General features: G+C 52.3%; 10 protein-coding genes. 8 read left to right on the plus strand and 2 right to left on the minus strand.

The window, feature by feature from the left end:
- Positions 1-97: 97 nt before the first annotated feature.
- Positions 98-2,308 (minus strand): ankyrin repeat domain-containing protein, encoded by a 2,211-nt coding sequence (locus R5M92_RS12705; protein WP_346796318.1) that lies wholly within the window; start codon positions 2,306-2,308, stop codon positions 98-100.
- A 383-nt stretch (positions 2,309-2,691) separates the two neighbouring features.
- Between R5M92_RS12705 and R5M92_RS12710 the strand changes: the two genes are divergently transcribed.
- Both R5M92_RS12710 and R5M92_RS12715 read left to right on the plus strand, forming a co-directional pair.
- Positions 2,692-4,821 carry an McrB family protein gene (locus R5M92_RS12710; protein ID WP_346796320.1) on the plus strand — a complete coding sequence of 710 codons (2,130 nt, stop codon included), beginning with the start codon at positions 2,692-2,694 and terminating at the stop codon, positions 4,819-4,821.
- On the plus strand, positions 4,821-7,352 hold the full coding sequence (locus R5M92_RS12715) for a nuclease domain-containing protein (RefSeq protein ID WP_346796321.1): 2,532 nt from the start codon (positions 4,821-4,823) through the stop codon (positions 7,350-7,352). Before R5M92_RS12710 ends, R5M92_RS12715 begins: the two co-directional genes overlap by 1 nt.
- 93 nt (positions 7,353-7,445) lie before the next feature.
- On the opposite strand, the gene R5M92_RS12720 is transcribed toward R5M92_RS12715, so the two are convergent.
- The gene (locus R5M92_RS12720) at positions 7,446-8,789 is read right to left on the minus strand and encodes an AAA family ATPase (protein ID WP_346796322.1); all 1,344 of its coding nucleotides are present in this window, start codon (positions 8,787-8,789) and stop codon (positions 7,446-7,448) included.
- 944 nt (positions 8,790-9,733) lie between these two features.
- Here R5M92_RS12720 and R5M92_RS12725 point away from each other — a divergent pair.
- Genes R5M92_RS12725 through R5M92_RS12750 form a run of 6 tightly spaced genes read left to right on the plus strand, consistent with a single transcriptional unit; the run spans position 9,734 to position 18,309 of the window.
- Positions 9,734-10,816 carry a dynamin family protein gene (locus R5M92_RS12725; protein ID WP_346796323.1) on the plus strand — a complete coding sequence of 361 codons (1,083 nt, stop codon included), beginning with the start codon at positions 9,734-9,736 and terminating at the stop codon, positions 10,814-10,816.
- Positions 10,813-13,074, plus strand: a complete 2,262-nt coding sequence (locus R5M92_RS12730; protein ID WP_346796324.1) for a dynamin family protein — start codon at positions 10,813-10,815, stop codon at positions 13,072-13,074. The genes R5M92_RS12725 and R5M92_RS12730 overlap by 4 nt, the downstream gene beginning before the upstream one ends.
- Before the next feature lie 13 nt (positions 13,075-13,087).
- Positions 13,088-14,014 (plus strand): hypothetical protein, encoded by a 927-nt coding sequence (locus R5M92_RS12735; RefSeq protein ID WP_346796325.1) that lies wholly within the window; start codon positions 13,088-13,090, stop codon positions 14,012-14,014.
- The gene (locus tag R5M92_RS12740) at positions 14,014-17,286 is read left to right on the plus strand and encodes an ATP-binding protein (protein WP_346796326.1); all 3,273 of its coding nucleotides are present in this window, start codon (positions 14,014-14,016) and stop codon (positions 17,284-17,286) included. Before R5M92_RS12735 ends, R5M92_RS12740 begins: the two co-directional genes overlap by 1 nt.
- The gene (locus R5M92_RS12745; RefSeq protein WP_346796327.1) at positions 17,283-17,876 is read left to right on the plus strand and encodes an HNH/ENDO VII family nuclease; all 594 of its coding nucleotides are present in this window, start codon (positions 17,283-17,285) and stop codon (positions 17,874-17,876) included. The genes R5M92_RS12740 and R5M92_RS12745 overlap by 4 nt, the downstream gene beginning before the upstream one ends.
- Before the next feature lie 13 nt (positions 17,877-17,889).
- The gene (locus R5M92_RS12750) at positions 17,890-18,309 is read left to right on the plus strand and encodes an SMI1/KNR4 family protein (RefSeq protein ID WP_346796328.1); all 420 of its coding nucleotides are present in this window, start codon (positions 17,890-17,892) and stop codon (positions 18,307-18,309) included.
- Positions 18,310-18,409: the final 100 nt, after the last annotated feature.

An 18,409-nucleotide genomic window follows, 5' to 3' on the forward strand; every position in this document is an offset into this window, starting at 1 on the left:
ATGGCTCCTCAAATGCATGTGTTGCATAGATGGTGCAGCAGAGTAGCCATCGAAGCTCGACAGGGGACCGAAAGAAAAAATTAAAAATGACTGCTCATTACATGAGATGCCGAGGCAGCATAGTCAGTAGATACTCAACGACAGCGTGGCGCTGGTAGGCGACGGCAACCCACAGAGCATCCTTTCCGCCCAAGGGAGCGTCTTCTTCGAGTGTCATCCATGGGTTTCCACCCGCTTCGATCATGGCCTTAAGCACCACTAGATCACCTACTTGGGCGGCTAACAGCGTAGGTGTCCAGTGAGATCGATTGCCGTTGAAATCTCTATAGCGCCGATTTGGATCGGCACCGTTTTTCAGCAGTGCCAAAACTACTTTGCGGCACGCATCAATAGGCCGACAGTAGTACTGCTCAACCGCCTCGAAGACCCGCCGCTTCCAAGGCTCGTCAAGCGATGACACCATTGCCTGGCGCTGGGCGGGAAGTTCACAGTCCAGAATGGCACCGCCCTTGGCATCGAAAACGTCTGCTGGTACTCGCCCCTCAAGATAGGCCCTACGTTGGCTGGTGTCGCTGGCATGGGTGCTGTCATGCAGCAATGACATTGCATAAACCAGGGCGCTAGGCGAAGTGAAACATGATTGCTCGACATCCGCGCCCAAATCGATCAGCCGGCCAACAATTTTCGCATCAGCCATGTTCATGGCTATTTGTAACGGTGTTTCCCGCCTAGTGGAGGCCGGACGATTGGCTGTGTCCGGACAAATGCCTCGCTTTAAAAGGTAATTCAGTATCTCAGGATCCTTTTGGTCATAGGCTCGGCGTAGCGCCATTATCAGAGCGTTTTCACCCGACTCTTTGATAAACACATTCGGATCTCCACCGGCCTGTATTGCCTGTTGAACGTCCTCAAGCGAGCCTTGCATTACTGCATTCATTAAAGGCGTGTAACGGATCCGCCCCTCGGCCTGAGCGCGTTTACGATTCGGATTAGCGATATCTTTGGATGATAATAAGAATGGCTTATCTATGACCTCGAAGCGTAAAGCAGGTGGAATGCGGCGGCAGGCCTTTTGCGTGGGAAACAGCCGCTCAAACCCAAACGAGAGGCGGCGCATTTCCTGATCATCTAACTCTTGCTTCGGTGGGTTGTTCAACCCGAGCAGAAAACACTTGTCCCAATAATGCTTGGCTCTGACCTTGTCGCCCACGCCAACGGCATGGCTCAGCGCCTCGTGGAGAATCGCATGCTGGTTAGGACCAACTCGCCACCAGGCCTGCCTACAGGCGGCCTCATACAGTTCAAGTGCTCTCTTCTTTCCACCGAGGTTGGCTTCCAGACGTGCTGTGAGCCATAACCACAGGTATTCATGGGCCGCACGTTGGGCCGGACTGTGCCGCTCATACAGCGCACGAAGCCAGTCGAGCCGCTCTCGAATTCGCTGCGCGTTGCCTAGGATATTATTAATGAACAGCTGATTAAACTCGTCCAGCACGGGGGCAATCTGGTTGCGCAGAGGCAGGCTGCTGCGGTCGGCAGCCTCCCGCTTCAACTGCACTCGGACCTGCTGTTCGCTTTTCAGTCGATGCTGATCATGCCCAAGAAAGTCACGCATGACATTGGCACGCAGCCCAGCCGACAAGGATTGCATCGCCACAGCCATGACCAGCCAACCCGTGAGTTGCTCGGCCTGGTTCACCGTCAGGCTGCCGTCAGGAAACAGCGCCTGCATTGTGGTGCGGTAAGGCCACAGCCCCTTGCCCACGGAACTACCGCGTTGCCAGCGTTCTAGCGTGCGCTGATCGATACCCAGATGGTTAGCAAACCTCTCCAGCAGCTGTTTTTTTGGCAAGTCGCTTTGGCTTGCCGCTGCTTGAAGCCAGGCGGAAAAAGGGGTTTCCCACCAACTTTTGGCGTCGAGGAGAGGGATTTCGCGGCTGGCACGCCAGATGAAGCCGGACAGCCCGGGAATCACCAGCAGACGCAGCAAGGCCCCCTTGGCACGCGCCTTGATCATCCCGGTGGTATCGGTATCGCGTGCGAAGGATCGTAAAAGATCGCTATGCCGCTGCCAAGCTGAGTTGATTAAGTCGTGCCAAGCGGCACCGCAATCTAAAAAGACGGCGCGCAGCCATTCAGCCTGACATTGATGCAGCAACTCAAAGTTACTGCCTCGGCGCTTATCTAGAGCCAAGTCGTCCAAGTCCTTATCCAACCCTCTATTCGCGAAATAGGGGCGGTAACCGGATATGTTGATCAGGGTACGCAGGTCTTCGCTAGGCGTTCGAAGGATAATGAGGTCATTCACTGTGTAATTGCTCGATTACTGCCTAACGCAACAGTGTCTCATAGTAACTTCGCAGGTGCCTTTCGATTTGTGAGGAGAGCAACTGAGGGCAGTTGTGCCAGCTCCCCAGTTTCTAAACGTACCTTGATGCTTTGAAACGCACTGTTAACTCGAATTGCTGCCCTAGACTCTACGCTCTGATAACATATGGCTACACAAAAGTAGTCGCTTAGCCTCACGTCAGCCAGTGGGATGAGGCAGGGAAATACGGACAGGTCACGTTTGTGAGGACCAGGTTGCTATGAGGGGCACAGCTTCTACAACCATCTCCCGCTGTCCAAAACGACTTGAATACTACGACAGGGTTAGGGAGACATATGGCATCCAATTTACCTGAGCAGAGTATGAGCGACGCTGCCAGTGGAGAGGCCTCTACCCAATCTACCCAAGAAACACCCTCGCTCGACTGGTCGGAAGCGGACCTGCGGGGATACCTTGCACAAGCATGGGATCAGCACGCTCCTTCACACATAAAAGTCATCGGACGGTTGCGGCTGGCGGAGAAAGGAGCCTTCGGATTCCTAGAGGAGCTGCATCATCCAGGTTCAGGGGCCAGACTCCCCTCCCCACTCGGAAACTCCAGAGCAAACCCGACCGCGTTCGTGCTGCCCTCCGAAGTTATGGCCTTTCAGAAACGGTGGGGAAACGAGACTTTCGCGCTTGCCGAGCTGGATCTTTCGCCCTTGGAGAAAAGAAAAGAGCGTGGTGATCCACTCGCCTGCATGGTCCGCCCTGGAACACTAGAGCCGCTTAGTGGCATCCCGGAAAGTTGGTGGGGAATCCAGAATATTCAATCAGAGCCGATGCCGCTAGTACTGGCAAAAGCGCGTCAGGCTATAGAAGATCGGCTTCGCCGTGAGACCTCTGAAGCTGAGGATGAGCTACACGCTGCGCGTTCGGCTCTAGAATCTGCTGTTTTGGAAAAGAAGTCGCTCAACGACGAGTACAAGCGGATCACTATCGAAGTCAGCCAGCAAGCTGAGCGTATCGAGGCTCTGGAGGCGGAGTTCGTGCAGAGGAGAAGCATGTTGGAACAAAAATTCCGAGAACTAGAACATTTTCTCAAAGAGAGGGGCGAACGGATGGTCGCGCTTGATCTCGTTGACAGAACTGACCTGGAAAAGCTGTTCCCCCCCATAAGAACCCAAGACGTACGAGAAGGACATCATTTCCAAGAGACACTTACCGGCGATTTCCAGCGATTATCTTCATATGTTCAGGCGTATCTTTGGCGTAAGGGAATTCACTACACCCGCGCTCAATTGCTCGACTACTTTACCCTATTGCGCACGAATGACCTGATCGTGCTCGCAGGGGACTCTGGATCAGGCAAGACCAGCCTGGTGAAGGCTGTAGCCTCCGCTATCGGTGCACGCTGCACAGTTGTGCCTGTGAAACCAAACTGGACCGGCTCGGAAGATCTGCTGGGCTACTACAATCCGATTGAGCAGCGCTATCAACCGTCACAATTCCTGTTGGCTCTGCTGGATGCTGTGCGCGAGCCCGAGATACCCCATTTTATCTGCCTCGATGAGATGAATCTCGCGCGCGTTGAGTACTACTTTGCCGACTTTCTAAGTTTACTCGAAACCCGCGCAGAGGCGCCTTGGATCCACCTGTACTCAGCGGCTGAGGAGCGGCAGGCCGTTACCGATAATAAAATCTTCTTGGCTCTAGAAGAGGAGGCTAGAAAGCGTGCTGGTCTCCCGGACGATGCTTCTTTCCAAGATATCCTGATGGATGACCAAGCCAACCTTGAGCTTCGCCGGTTAGCGGGCTTTCAAAAGGCGGACACTGTACTCAATCACCATGCGAAAATTAGACGCTCAATTTCGACTCTGATGGATATCCCGGCCGGATTCCGGTTTCCTCAGAACGTCTGGATCGTCGGTGCGATTAACGTGGACGAGACCACACATTATCTCTCACCGAAGATTCTCGACCGCGCACACGTCATGCGGTTCCGAAATCCAGTATTAATGGACTGGGAAGAGGTTGAGAGAGAGTTAGAGGAGTTCGACCTGGATTTGGGGCTGCCGGTTAACATGCTTGCTGCTGACATCGGTACGCGCAGCGAGTACCCCGCCTTCGATCAAGCCGATCCCCATGTAAAACTGTTGGTTAGTCTGGCTCGTGATTACCTCGACCCTCTAGGAATCGAGTTCGGCCTTCGGGCAATCCGACAATCGCTCAACTACATCCAGAGAGGGGAAGAAGCTGGAATTGGAGCGGTAGAATCTTTTAATAACGTCGTGTTACACAAAATCCTTCCCAAAATTATTCTTGATATTGAGAGGCCTTCAACCAATGGGAGGAAGCGGTATGATGTCCTTATCGACTTCAGAGATGCGCTGGCACAAGCATTAGATGGCCTCGATCATAGCCAAGTGAACGAGTCTGCTATTAAGTCTCTCGACGAATTGATCGCACGCTCAGAAGGTAACAACGGCATCGCCAACTTCTGGGCTCGGTAATGTCTCAGGAAATCGAAGTTCGCTACCTGATGATTGATTGGCAGTCGATGGGCATTGCCCGGGCAATCGAGGCTGCGTCAGTTCCGCTGGAGATAGAGTCGTCCACCGAGGGCGAGTTTGTTATTGAAAGCACGATCTTCAACGATTTTCATCCGTGGCTCGGCATACGCCTCGGAAGCAGATTCGAGGGCCTGGAGCCGACTTGCGTGACAGCATCAGGACAGGAAGCCCCTATGTTGCGGGTTCTAGATCCATTCGGTAGCGGATTCTGGTGGCTGCGAGATGATGGTTGGGATTATGCCAGCAAGCGACACCTGAGTGAGCTACAACGGAGTCCGGGTACCTACAATATCCGGATAGGCGATGTAGTGCTGCGAGTTGAAAACCGCTTATCGGCCTTTGGTCGCGCCGACATCCAGGCGTATATCGACGACTTCCGGGGTGACCTCCTCTGGATGGTTATAAACGATGGTGCCGGCGCCACAGCAACCGGTACATGCACGGAGCCTAGGACCGAGCTCGCTGACGCGCTGGAAGAGTTACATAATGCATCGCAAAGAGTGCTGGCATCTCCCGCCGTCACCATCCGAGAAGGGCAGGCTCCGCAGCCAATCTCAAAGGTGCGCCCAAACACAGCTAGCTTTCGCGAGTATGCACGCAATCCAGTAGCCCGCCAACTGACAAGTAGGGTCTTCGACAGGGCTGAGGATATAGCCGAGAACCGGTACTTACGGCATATGTTATCAGTTTCTCTGAAAGTGGCCGGCGCCTATTTATCGGCTGCCTCGCAGCAATCTAACTTTCTTGAAAGGTTGGCTTCACAAGAGAATGAGCGCGCCCAGAATAACCGTGAGCTGGAGAAGCGGCCAGTTGATCCCAGAGTATTCGATCAGCAAACCGAAGAGATTACATACAAGCTGAATAAAATTATTAATTTCCAAAACTTGCCGGATGATGAAATGGGCAGAGTTGGGCGGTTTCCGATTTGCCTGGGCAGAAGATATTATAATGAACATTCTTTCTATTACACGCCGCAGGAGGGGACGAGGCGCAATGTCGACAACGATGTCGACTACAGAGTGATTGTGCTGCCTGTAGGTCTATTTGAGCTAATCTTGGGAACATACCACTTTTGCCGTCGATTCACGATCAAGGGGAGCGCGGACTCCTGTATTCGAAACACAAAGTCTGGGAAGCAATTCCGCCAAATCAAGTTAAACTCCGTACATGAGGTCGTGCCGCAGACAGAGGTCTTGGAGAAAAGAACTGAGAAGAAGCAACGTTTGGAGGTAAACAATTGGCATGTTCGCCTCACCCCTAGTGAAAAGGCCGAGCTCGAACGCGAAGCAAAGACAGGAGAGCGACGTGCGCGACGGGCTCTTGATAAAAAAGAAGAGATTTCCTTTACAGTGGGAGAGATTGAGCGGAGAGTTCAGCGATTAGCTGTAACCGACGATGCTTTTAACCACCTAGGGGTCCAGCGCAGCTCGAATTTCCCGTTGGGAATGCGGTTCGTCTCCAATCCGGACTACGCTGCCTGCCTATCGGCATTCAACAAGGTTCGCGACTTCTTTGAGCGCGGCGGCTTGGATATGTCAAAGCTGGAAGCGATAAGTGATATCGGGATACTTCATGCCAGTGATATCTATGAGAAATGGTGTCTACTTAAGATATTACAGCTGCTGCAGCACGATTTTCAGTTCAAGGCGGAGCGAGGCTGGGAAGAGAAGCTGATTGCAACCTCGCTAGGGCGCGCAACCAATGTCAGTTTCGAATTTTCCCGCGACGATTTAGAAATGAAGGTGACCCTCACCTGCCAGGCCGAAATGCCCTCGGGGAGACGACCAGATTTCATCTTAGAGGTTGTCAATACGGATAAAGAGTTGTCTTGGCGTCAGGGTGATGAAGTTGGCCGATACGGAGGCATCGTTATGGATGCCAAGTTCAGAAGCCACTGGAAAAAAGATGAGCTACACCGCATGCTGGACGAGCTAGTTCTGGTGAAAGGCTACGACAAGGCGGTAGAGAGCGGGAAGGTTTTCATCTTACAGCCCTGCGAGTCGACAGTATATCCCGTCACGTCCCCCCTTGAATGGGGAGCTCATTGCAATTATGGCGGTACGGATTCGCATCACCGAGGCTGGATACAGACCGGCGTAAAGTCTTCCGGTACGCGCTCGACGCAGCACCTCAAGCGCCTGCTGGCTCTGTTATTCCAAAGTGTATTTCCTGAGCCACAAGAAACCGCCAATAGTCACGGTGAGTGGGAATGGGTATCACATAGCTTCTGCATAGGTTGTGGCGAACGTCACAGAGCGATCAAGGCAAAGAGAACGAAGAGCGGAGCGATGAGATGGCAGCTCGACTGCAAGCAATGCGGGGTATGGACCCTTAGAACCCACTGCTATGACTGCAAAGCTCCGCTTTTCAAAAGCGGCACAATGTGGACGTACCATGACACCATAGCTGAGCAAGTGACAAATGTAATCTGTCCTGGCTGTGGCTCCCACTTTGATAAAGAGTTAATTTGACTCATTGGATACGGGCAATGCCAGCCTCTTGAAGCTCAAAATGCTGGCATAAGGGCGAGACAGGCATTCTTAATATTGTGCATCAAAGTTGCACTACAGTTCCTCCCAAGCTGCTTCCGAGCGCTTCCCAACAATAGAGCTCCAGCCTGGCTGCTCAACCAGTTCAAAACAGGTACGGATTTTACGCTGAGGAGTCTTGTAATTAACAGTCCTGATACGCCCACTGCTGTGGAGAGATTCTAAAGCATAAGATGCTCGTAGCCTCCCTTTCCTGCCTTTGAATATTTTCCCATAATCTGCTAGCTGCTGCAGTTTGTTCATTGCTGAATGGGCCCCCGGTGCCACACTGGCAGGAACTACGATTCCTGCTGTATAAGCAGCTTGCATAGCACGAATAATTGCTTCTTGATCTGAGGCTAGTTCATCCTGCTTAGCTTCCTCATTATCAGCCGCCGGAACTATTACACCATCTCCTGTAAACCCAAGCTCTAATTCGTAAGAAAGCTTCTTCCCAACGTTTAGCTTCTGCTGAATAATATTTACTTTTCCGTCGTCATCTACAATCATTGCAAGTCTTGAACGCACATGGTTATGCCAAGCGGTTGATCCACTAAAAAAGTTCCCCTTATCTCCTCCTCGCGCAGCATGCTTATCAACATGGCCCAAGAGCACTAAGGATGCATTATTTTTACACGCTATTAATGTTAGCTGATGTATGAATGCTCGAACTTCGCGACGAATGTTCTCATCGCCATCGAATGCGTCAGACGCATTATCTATAATAATGAAGTCAATGCCTGATGCAGCGTCATTGAGCTCGCGCATAGATTCCGTCGGCACCGCTCGTCTTGAATACCCTTCATATGCTGACATCAAAGCGACATTATTGGTTGTTCCATCCAAAAGTAACAAGTTTTCTGCAATTTGTTGACAATCTAGATCATAATGGTTAATAACGTCGCGCAATCGCTTACGACACAGTTCCGCGTCGTCCTCAAGAGTTAAAAAGAGTACACGACAGGCCTCAACAGAAAACCCTGCCCACTCACGTCCGCAAGCTGCATGTGCTGCTAAGGCAATGGCTAGGCTGGTCTTTCCGGCACCACCATGAGCCGCAAGCAACGTTACAAAGCGCCGAGGAAACAGAGGCTCGAAAATGTAGCTAATTTCCGGGACTTTTGCAGACATCAGGTCAGTTAGGTCCACTCTCTGGAATGATACTGTGTGGGAGCGCGTAGAATTCTCAGCGCTATTCAACCTAGTCATACCAGTCTCCATCGCGGTCCTGCCTTTAACGCTGCGTACCAGAGCTGCCTGCCTTTCATCAACGAGCAGCTGAGGATTCTCAGTCCCGTAGCCGAGCGGGATAGAGGTCTCGGCCTTGCTAGCATTGATATGCTCATCAGGAGCCATAGTGGAGTGAGTACTGCTTTTCATAGATGGGTCCTTGCTGACGTCATGTTGTTTTTAGTCTGCAGGGCCCAAGCTCAGCGATGTCCCGTCCAATTCCGTGATTGCTAGAATTAGACAGGTTGACTTTCCTATACAATTAAGCCAGCTGAAACCTCAGCGACTACTAACTCCGACAAGGAGAGACGGGACCACATCCCTAGTTTCCCGCCTGCGCTGGACACTGGAAGAGCGCAGCCAGGGATACGTGTAGCGGCCAGCGCAAGCGCATGTCTGGCGGGTTGGAGCTATAAGCAGGCACCCCACTGTAGGCTCTGGAAGGGACAGCCAACGGCTGGATCCGGTCAGCGCCGGGGGCGGGTAGCTAAGACCACAGATATTTGCTGGCGGATTTCGACTCTTCGAAGAATAGCAGCCGGGGTGCTAGTGTGACGTTGCGTTCTGACAAGTGAGGCGCGCCGCGCCGCCCCCTATTACCCCCTGCGCACAGGTGCGCACAGGTGCGCGCATGAAAGGGCTTGCACCAGTGCGCCGAAGCTCGGAGCAGCTCGCTTCGGCGCGCTGGTGCGTTGGAGGGCACCTAGCTGCCCACACCCTCCTCCCCCTCCAGAAAAACGATCATTCCCCTGGCCAGGAAGAGGTTCTGTTGTTGCGAGCGTTAGTTACAAGCATGCAATTTAGGTTTTGCTATTGGTCCAGGGCTTTGCTGACAGTGCTGTTGGAACAGGAAGCTCATGGACGGCATTGCCTCCAGTAGCAGGGAGGCCAGGTAGCCGCGGCGGATTTAAGCAGCGTTTCCTAAAGGAATCGAGCTGGCTGCCGATACCCTTCCAAAGATCGCTTGGCTGCTAAGAAAATCCCCATTGAGCTTCGGACAGCACCTGCAACGACCTCACGCCAAGGTTCCTCAGGAGGCGCTGTGGTGGATATTTGGATGGGAATAACAACATTCAGGTGCATGAGCCGGAGGCATGGGTGGAGGAGACCAAGCGGGAAGTGCCCCAGATGGGCAATTTTTATTCCTGATCACACAATTGGAAACCACATTGGCCAAGAGCAAAGTGCAACCTTCTGCCATTCATCGCCAATTCAACATTCTCATTCTGGCGACCATGAGTGCGGGGAAGTCCTCATTCATCAATGCACTTATTGGCGAGGAGTTACTGCACGCTGCCAATGAAGCCACCACTGCGTGCATCACGACTCTTGAGCATAATGACTGCAGCGATTCAACCAGCGCTTGCTGCTATGCCTATAATGGCGACCTGTTGGACTCGGTAGCAAATATTCAGGCTGAGCAGTTAAAAGCATGGAACAGAGACGACCGGATCAGAAATATTATCCTACAAGGGAACTTCAGCACCTACTGTCAACCTTCACAAGGCCTAGTGCTACATGATACCCCTGGCCCAAATAACAGCCAAGATCCTCGTCACGCTCAGCTGACAATGGATGCTATTCGGGACATTCCGTTTGATATGGTTTTTTATATTCTGAATGCCACCCAGCTTGGAACACGAGATGATAGAGCGCTGCTGACAACAGTCAAAGAAGAACTGGCCCGCCTCCAGCGGCCACATAAGGTCGTATTTATCCTGAATAAAGTCGATCAGTTGGATTGTGAAAAAGGTGAAAGCCTCACGAAGCATGTCGAGCAAGCTTTCTCCTATCTGGTCGATGTTGGCTATACCGAACCCACCATCGTTCCCATGATCGCCAATGCGGCGCTTTATGCTAGGAAAAAACTGGCAGGTATGCCTCTTTCCAGAAAACAGCGTATCGAATTAGCGAATTTCAGAGACACCTACCTACAAGACAGCGGCGCTCTTCTTAAAGCTTCGCTCGTACCTGCTATTGTCAGAAAAAACGTTAAGAAATACATGCAGTTCGAGACTCGAAATGTATCTGTCGCACCCGCTAATCAAAGTGAACTCCATCTTCTGATGGCATATAGCGGATTGGCGACAGTGGTCATAATGATAGATCGGCAGCGGGCTACATTCGTACGGGCACAGTCCCGAAAAGAAGAAACAAAACACCAGGTATCAGCATGAACGAGATTGAAATCATCCACAACCCCTTTACTGTGGACACTCAGTTCAAGATCAACGGACAAGCGCCTGCAGCTGGCTGCAAGCTCTCCAGCTACAAGGAGTCACGCTTGCAATTGTGGGTCGAAAGACTGTTCGGCGAGCTGAGCGACCTGTTCCACGGTGATAACAATTTCAGCATCGTCTTCAAGGGCGTGGAATCAGATTTCTTGGATATCCAGGAAGCTGCCCAGGTCGTTACCACCAATGGCATGCAGGTGGAGCTGGAATGGGTCGAGACCGTACCAACCGAGGAGCGCCTGGAGCAGATCCGTGAATTGATGGCCGAGGCGCGCAAGCATCCAAAGTTCGACCAATTCATCGAGGATAACGACGAGGTCCGTCAGTCCATCGAAGAAGCTTTCAATCGCGATTTCGATGTCTATGTCGTGGCCACCATGTCATCGGGCAAGTCGACCCTGATCAACGCCATGCTCGGCCGCGACCTGTTGCCCGCCGCCAACGAAGCTACTACTGCCACCATCGCCCGGATTACCGACAACGACCAAAAGACCGAGCACTTCACGGCCAAGCGCTACAACCGCAGCGGGCAAGTGGTTGGCCATGAATATGATGTCAATCTGGAGTGTCTCAAGGAGTGGAACCAGTTGGGTGACACCCAGCTGATCGACATAGAGGGCAACATCACGGCCATCGAGGAGCGCCCCAGCGTACGCTTGGTTTTGACCGACACTCCCGGCCCGAACAACAGCCAGGATGATGAACATCAGCGCACTACTATGGGATTCATTCAAGATTCCAAGCGTAACCCGCTGATCCTTTACGTACTCAATGCCAGTCAGTTGAGCACCAATGATGATCGCAACCTGCTGGGCTTGGTCGCCGAAACAATGCGCAAGGGCGGTAAGCAGAGCAAGGACCGCTTCATCTTCGTGATCAACAAGATGGACGTGTTCGACCCGGAAAACGGCGAGGATATCCCATCCGTACTGGAGCGGGTTAATGAGTACTTGACTAGCAATGGTATCCACAACCCACTGATCTACCCGGTCTCGGCCAACCTCACGCGCCTGATCCGCAAGCCCGGCGACCAGCACACCCGCAAGGAGCGCGGCGACTATAAATCCATGGCCGACCTATTCAGCGAAGAGCCGAGCATGGACCTGCTGCAATATATGCCGATCACCAGCAAGGTAAAGCGAAGCCTAAAAGAGAAGAAGCTCTCCCCTCTTCTATCGAGCAGCGGCCTACCCGCTGTCGAAGCGATGATTGACGAGTACATCGACAAGTATAACTTCCCTCACCGCCTCAAGCGCGCCTATGACGCCATGAACCGAGCCATTGAGGTAGGCCTGAATGAAGCCGAATTAATCGAGCAGCTCGACCAAAACGAACGGCAACTGGAGCAACTCAACGAAGAGATTGAGGCTCTACAGCAGCGCCAAGAGAAAGGTTTCGATACGGCAGCCTACAAGGACAAGCTAGAGCGGGAAGGCAAGACCCTGCCACCGGAAACGGAGAAGCAACTGGTCGAGCTTGAGGCAACAACGGACCCAGTCATCAGGAAACTAGAGGCACGCTTCGACAACAAGCAAGAAACACCCGTAAATATAGCAGAAATTCGGGTCCAGGAAGCTGAGGAAATCCTTCAGTTCCATCATAAAAAGCTGGTTAATGCCTACGAGAACCTCTTTAATTTGACCCAGGAAATCATTCGCAAGGATTTGACAGCGGATTACCAACGCTACATTACAGATCTATTCCATGAATCCGGGCTTCTGGAATTGCCAATCCTAGAAGGTGTCAGGAAAGCCGTCTCCGATATCTCTCTCAATCTGGCTGTAAAGCGAGACGATATTCAAGAAAAGCAGGTTGTTACTGGCACTCGGGAAGTCAAGGACTCGGATTGGTATAACCCCTTTTCTTGGGGGCGCACTAAAACCGTCTATGAATACGGTACTGAAACCTACGTTGATCTAGGCGCTCTATGGGAAGATAGGCACATGCATATCGACATGGAGTTTAGCAAGCTCGTACAAAATGCACGCGACGAGATTGAGGCAGGGAAGAATCGTCTGACTGAGCAGTTCGTGGCGTTCATGACCGAGGAGTTCGAACTTAAATTTGCCGAGCTTTTGAACTCTCTGAAAGAGAAGATCACGGACCGCGAAGCCCGCGGGCGAGCTATTGCCGAGGCTAGGGAGCTTCATTCATGGATCAAGAATTTCAAGGCCAAACTCGATAGCACGTTGGCCGTCTGATCAGGAGAATCCCATGACTGCGACTACCGAATTGCTTGGCAAGGCCAGGAAGGAATTCCTGTCATCGCTCAAGGACCCCGAAGTGAGTACGGAGCATTTGCGTGGCCTCCTTAATCAGGCCAGGCAGCACTCGCCCGAGCTGCTGAGCGGCTTCCAACCAGGCATTGAAAAAAGCATTCCGAGTTCGAAGTCCAAGGATTGGAACACCGCATACTTTAGCCGCCACATTCGGCTCGCCGAGCATAATTTCGCCCGCGAGCGAATCGAGCATCTAATCGAGGTGCGTGAGTATTTGCGTGAGCAAGGTGTGAAAGGCTTCGTACCTTCGCCGCGCTCCCCTTCCCATCTTCAAACAGGGAGTCCACACAACGTGGCTTCGAATCACACACCCTCTGATAACCTCCAAAAGTTCGTGGCATCAAGTGATCTGCTCGCCATACGCACTGCGCTACGTATGGAGTTGCACAGGAACAGCCTAACCAGCGAAGATCTGCGGACTGACTTGGCCTGGACCAAGGCTAGGGTGCCGGATCTGTTCGAGACTTACTCGGAGAAGGCCTTCGCACGCGGTATGGAATCTGATCGCCAGCTCTGGGACAGCCAATATTACGCGGATCAAGTTGTTTACCTAAAGACTAACTTCTCCGAAGAGCGTTTCCACCATCTGATCGAAGTGAGGGGCTTACTGCGCCAGCAGGGCGTGGAAGGCTTTGCCGCTCGGCCCACTCAGCCACGCGCCAGCACCAGCACCAGCACCAGCACCAGCCCAACGTCTTATTCCCCTGCCTCGGCGCAACCTCAGGGCGGCCAGTCTCAACATGGTAATGCCTCAAACTCCAACCCCGAGCACAACCCCGTGTTCAGGACCGCGCTGATGATGGGTGGTGCCGTTGCCGCCCTGGCAGTCCTCTTGATAGCCCTGATAAATGGACGGAGCTGATGAGCAATCCCCCCTCAAAGCCACTGGCCGTTCGTGAAATCCAAGAAACTGCCACTCTTTCCTTGGCAGCGGCCCAAACGCTGATCAACCGCAGCTATCTGGCAGAACTTGAGCAGTATCCGGTCCAAGCGTCAGATACGTCCGAGGCGCAGTTCAGCCGTGCCGCTGATGTGCGGATCTTCCATATCGAACGCATCGTTCAGGCCAATAAGCAGTCCGTGTTAGAAAGTACGACTGCGGCCTATACCGCACTGGGAGCCGCCGGGTACGCGGTCTTCATGCTGCTGAACTCCGACGGGCAACAGACCGAGCTTTACCTCGGCACTCGTGGCGAGCCTGGCAAAATGTTGGGCCATAACTCAGGCGAATTACTGCGAGAGACCTTCAAGGGGCATTTCCCAGGCAGTGCTTTGCGCCCCCTTCCGCTGAAAGAAACCAATCATCTGCTCGATTCGGTACAGGAGCAGCGAGATAACCCGTCTGCCTGCGTAACATCCGTGACAGGGGTTCCCGCTCTTTCCACCGATAATCGCGAACACTTCATGCAGGGTCTGGAGCGCTTCATTGATGCCGCCGAAGGCCGCGCCTATCAAGCGATCATCCTGGCCGAACCGGTTTCCTCGCAGAGCCTCGACTTGATTCGGGCGGGTTATGAGCAGGTCGCCACGCAGCTTTCCCCGTTGCTCAAACAGCAACTGTCGTTCGGTGAACAGGAAAGCGATAGCGTCGGCCTAAACATCAGCAAAAGCTTGAGCGAATCGTTGGGCAAAAGCCTGGGGCTGACTGAGACCAAGGGTACGACAGAGACCACGGGAACATCCACGACAGAAACAACCGGCCGTTCCGAATCGCATAGCGCACCGACTACAGCCGCAAAAACCACCAGTATAACGGCAGGGGCCGCCGCAGTCGGCACTGCTTTGTTTCCCGGAATAGGCACGGGAGTAGGGCTGGCCGTTGGTTTCGGCGCACAAGCTATTGCAACGGCCTTTTCCAGTCAAAAGACAACAGGGACGACCCACTCGACTGCCTATGGTAGGAACGAGAGCCATAGCATCAACCAAAGCACCGCCACCTCCCAAACTTCCTCGTCCACCCAGACCACAGGCGTTACCGATAGTCGTTCGCTGAACAAGACACTCGGGTCGAGCAAGCAGGTCTCGATTGAGGCTACCGACAAGAGCATCGAGCAGTTACTGCGTAGAGTCGACCATCACTTGGAGCGTATCGACGAGGCCAAAACCTACGGTGGTTGGAACGCTGCGGCCTACTTTATTGGCGATAGCCAGGCCTCTTCCGAGTCATTGGCCAGTATTTTCTTAGGTTTGATCCGCGGCAGCAAATCCAGCCATGAAGATTTCGCCTTGAGTACTTGGAACTCAGAGGATAAGAAAAATATCATCGGCTGGCTGGCAACCTTCAGCCATCCCCAGCTTAAAACGAACTTCTCGAAACAGGTTCCTATCACCTACCTGACACCCGCCACATTGGTGTCTGGCAAGGAATTGGCGATCCAACTGAGCTTGCCGCGCAGCTCTACTTCAACGGTTTCAGTGGTTACGACAGAAACCTTTGGCCGCAAGGTCCAGCGTTTGGATGATATCCCGAGCGATACCGACGCAGAAAGAAGCCTGACCCTGGGGAAACTGCGTCACCTCTGGGAAAACCTGCCTCAGAATATCACGCTAAACCTCAATCATCTGACCAGCCATGTTTTCGTCAGCGGCTCCACCGGTTCAGGCAAAAGCAACACCCTTTACGGTATGCTGGAGCAGATCAGCGCTGCCGATATTCCCTTTCTCGTCGTCGAACCTGCAAAGGGCGAATACAAGAACGTCTTCGGTCAGCGTACCGATGTCCGAGTGTTCGGTACCAACCCTAACTACACCGAGCTTCTCAGAATCAACCCTTTCAGATTCCCTTCGGGAATCCATGTGCTAGAGCACATTGATCGCTTGATAGAAATCTTTAATATTTGTTGGCCGATGTATGCGGCCATGCCTGCAGTGCTTAAGGATGCGACGCTGAGAGCCTATCAGGATAGTGGTTGGGATCTCGATGGCTCCACCAACCGCTATGGCAACGACTCGTTTCCCTCTTTCGTCGATCTGCTTCACGCACTGGAACGAGTCGTTGAGGATTCGGCCTATTCACAGGAACTCAAGGGCAACTACATTGGTTCTCTTTCCACACGCGTCAAGTCACTTGCTAACGGCTTGAACGGGAAGATTTTTACAGATAACGAGGTTGGTGATGAAGTTCTGTTCGATAGCCGCGTCATCGTCGATCTGAGCCGTGTCGGTTCTTCCGAAACAAAGGCGCTCATTATGGGGCTCTTGGTCATGCGTTTAAGTGAGTACCGCATGGCTCAGGGCGGAATGAACCAGCCGTTACGCCACGTTACGGTATTGGAGGAGGCGCACAACATACTCCAGCGCAGCCCGGACAGTGGTAGTGAAGGAGCCGGTGTCGCCGCTAAGGCGGTTGAAATGCTGACCAATGCCATTGCCGAGATGCGTACTTATGGCGAAGGCTTCATTATCGTCGATCAGTCCCCCAACGCCGTCGATATCGCCGCCATTCGCAATACTAATACAAAAATTATCTTGCGCCTGCCGGAAGAGGCTGACCGGCGGTTGATAGGCAAATCTGTGGCCTTGCGCGATGAACAACTCGATGAGGTTGCCAGGCTCCCCAAGGGGGTTGCAGTCGTCTATCAGAACGACTGGTTGGAACCGGTGCTCTGCCAAGTCGAAAAGTTCTCCATCACTGAGCAACCATATCGCTATCAGCCATCGCGAAACCCGAATATTCGACGCCAAAATTTCAATCATCAAGTCATTAATCTGCTTCTGAGCAAGCGCATTAGGGACCCGTCCGCAATTGATTTGGGGCTGATCGAGAAAGGCCTGAACATGCTACCGCTCTCATCGGCATCCAGAATCGCTCTGTCCGCAGCGGTTTCTCAACGTAAACATGGTGAACCTCTGGAACTCTGGAAACCGCAGGGATTCGCCTTTACTGCACAGCTAATAGTTGATGTGCTCGGTTGCCGGAATCATGTTTCTAAAGCGATCCAGACCGCCGATAATTACCAGGAGCTACAGCAGAAGCTTGATGCAATGTTGCAGGAACGCATGAAGGAACCCAGCGGAGATCTGCTCTTAGCTGCCCAGCAATGCCTAATGAAAGACTATAGCCTACAACACGAAAACCATGTTGCCATTTATTCCGCCTGGCGTGCGGAGCTGGAAGCAGAGGATATTGCATGAATGTAGAAAATTTCTCAGTTGAAAGTTTGGAATCTTCGAGCAGACTAGCACTGCTAGCTAGCGAGATGCCGGATAAATGCATGGTGGTCGAAGACCTCGACCGCCCAATTTTTGCACTAACACAGGAAACACGGGGTGAACTGCCCCCAGTGAGTACAGAGACACGCGGGCGCCTAGAGGATGGTGGTTTTCCAGAATCTGTCCTAGATGCAGTAGGGAGTGAGGCCGAGGCAAATATATATGAGAATGCTAGCCTAGAGCCAGAGCAAGTCAATGGCAGAGATGTCCTGGTTCGCACCGATATAGATTACGAGAAGATCGATCCAGTCACTGAGCTCACTAATCTCCAAAGAATGGAGAAAGGAAGGCCACCGCTGGATGCGAATAGCAAGCCTATCGAGCTTCATCATATCGGCCAGAAGCAGGACTCACCGTTGGCTGAACTCACCAGCTCCGAACATCGGGGTCAAGGTAACGACAATATACTGCACAACAAAATTAAAGAATCGGAAATAGACCGGGAAGATTTCGACAAAGAGCGTCAAGAGCATTGGAAAGAGCGGGCCAATCAAATAAATTCTCAAAACTGAACGAGGAGGCATTATGGAAAAGCTGAAAGAATTGGTAGCGCACCATCAAGCAATGATACGTCCGGCATCAAAAAACAACATCCAAGACTTGGAAGACAGTCTCGGCTTCCATCTTTCTGAAGATTACAAAGCTTTTCTCTCGGCCTTTGGCGTGATTATCTATGATGCTTATGAGACTTATGGCTTGGGCGTTCCAGAAGATTACCACTTAAATATAAAAAATATTTATGCGGACTTAAAACAAGATCCGGCCTACCCAAAAACAGCAGTTCCTCTACTGGATTTGGGAGACGGACAGTATTACCTGTATGACAACTCATCATCTCATATCTTACTCTGGGCAACACCCAATGGTGGGGTTGTCAAACAACTGGACAGCAGCCTTGAAAGCTTCTTGATTAAGCATATTTTTGGTAGCCCAAATGCAGCTTGATGCAATCTTGCAACAACTCGCTTATATGTTTTTAAGTTCGACCAGAACAAACTATTAGGGAAGCACCTCATAAATCCCGCCGCCACTGCCTGACAGCCGT

Origin of the sequence: Halomonas sp. Bachu 37, assembly GCF_039691755.1 — a bacterium.
Taxonomy (GTDB): domain Bacteria; phylum Pseudomonadota; class Gammaproteobacteria; order Pseudomonadales; family Halomonadaceae; genus Vreelandella; species Vreelandella kashgarensis.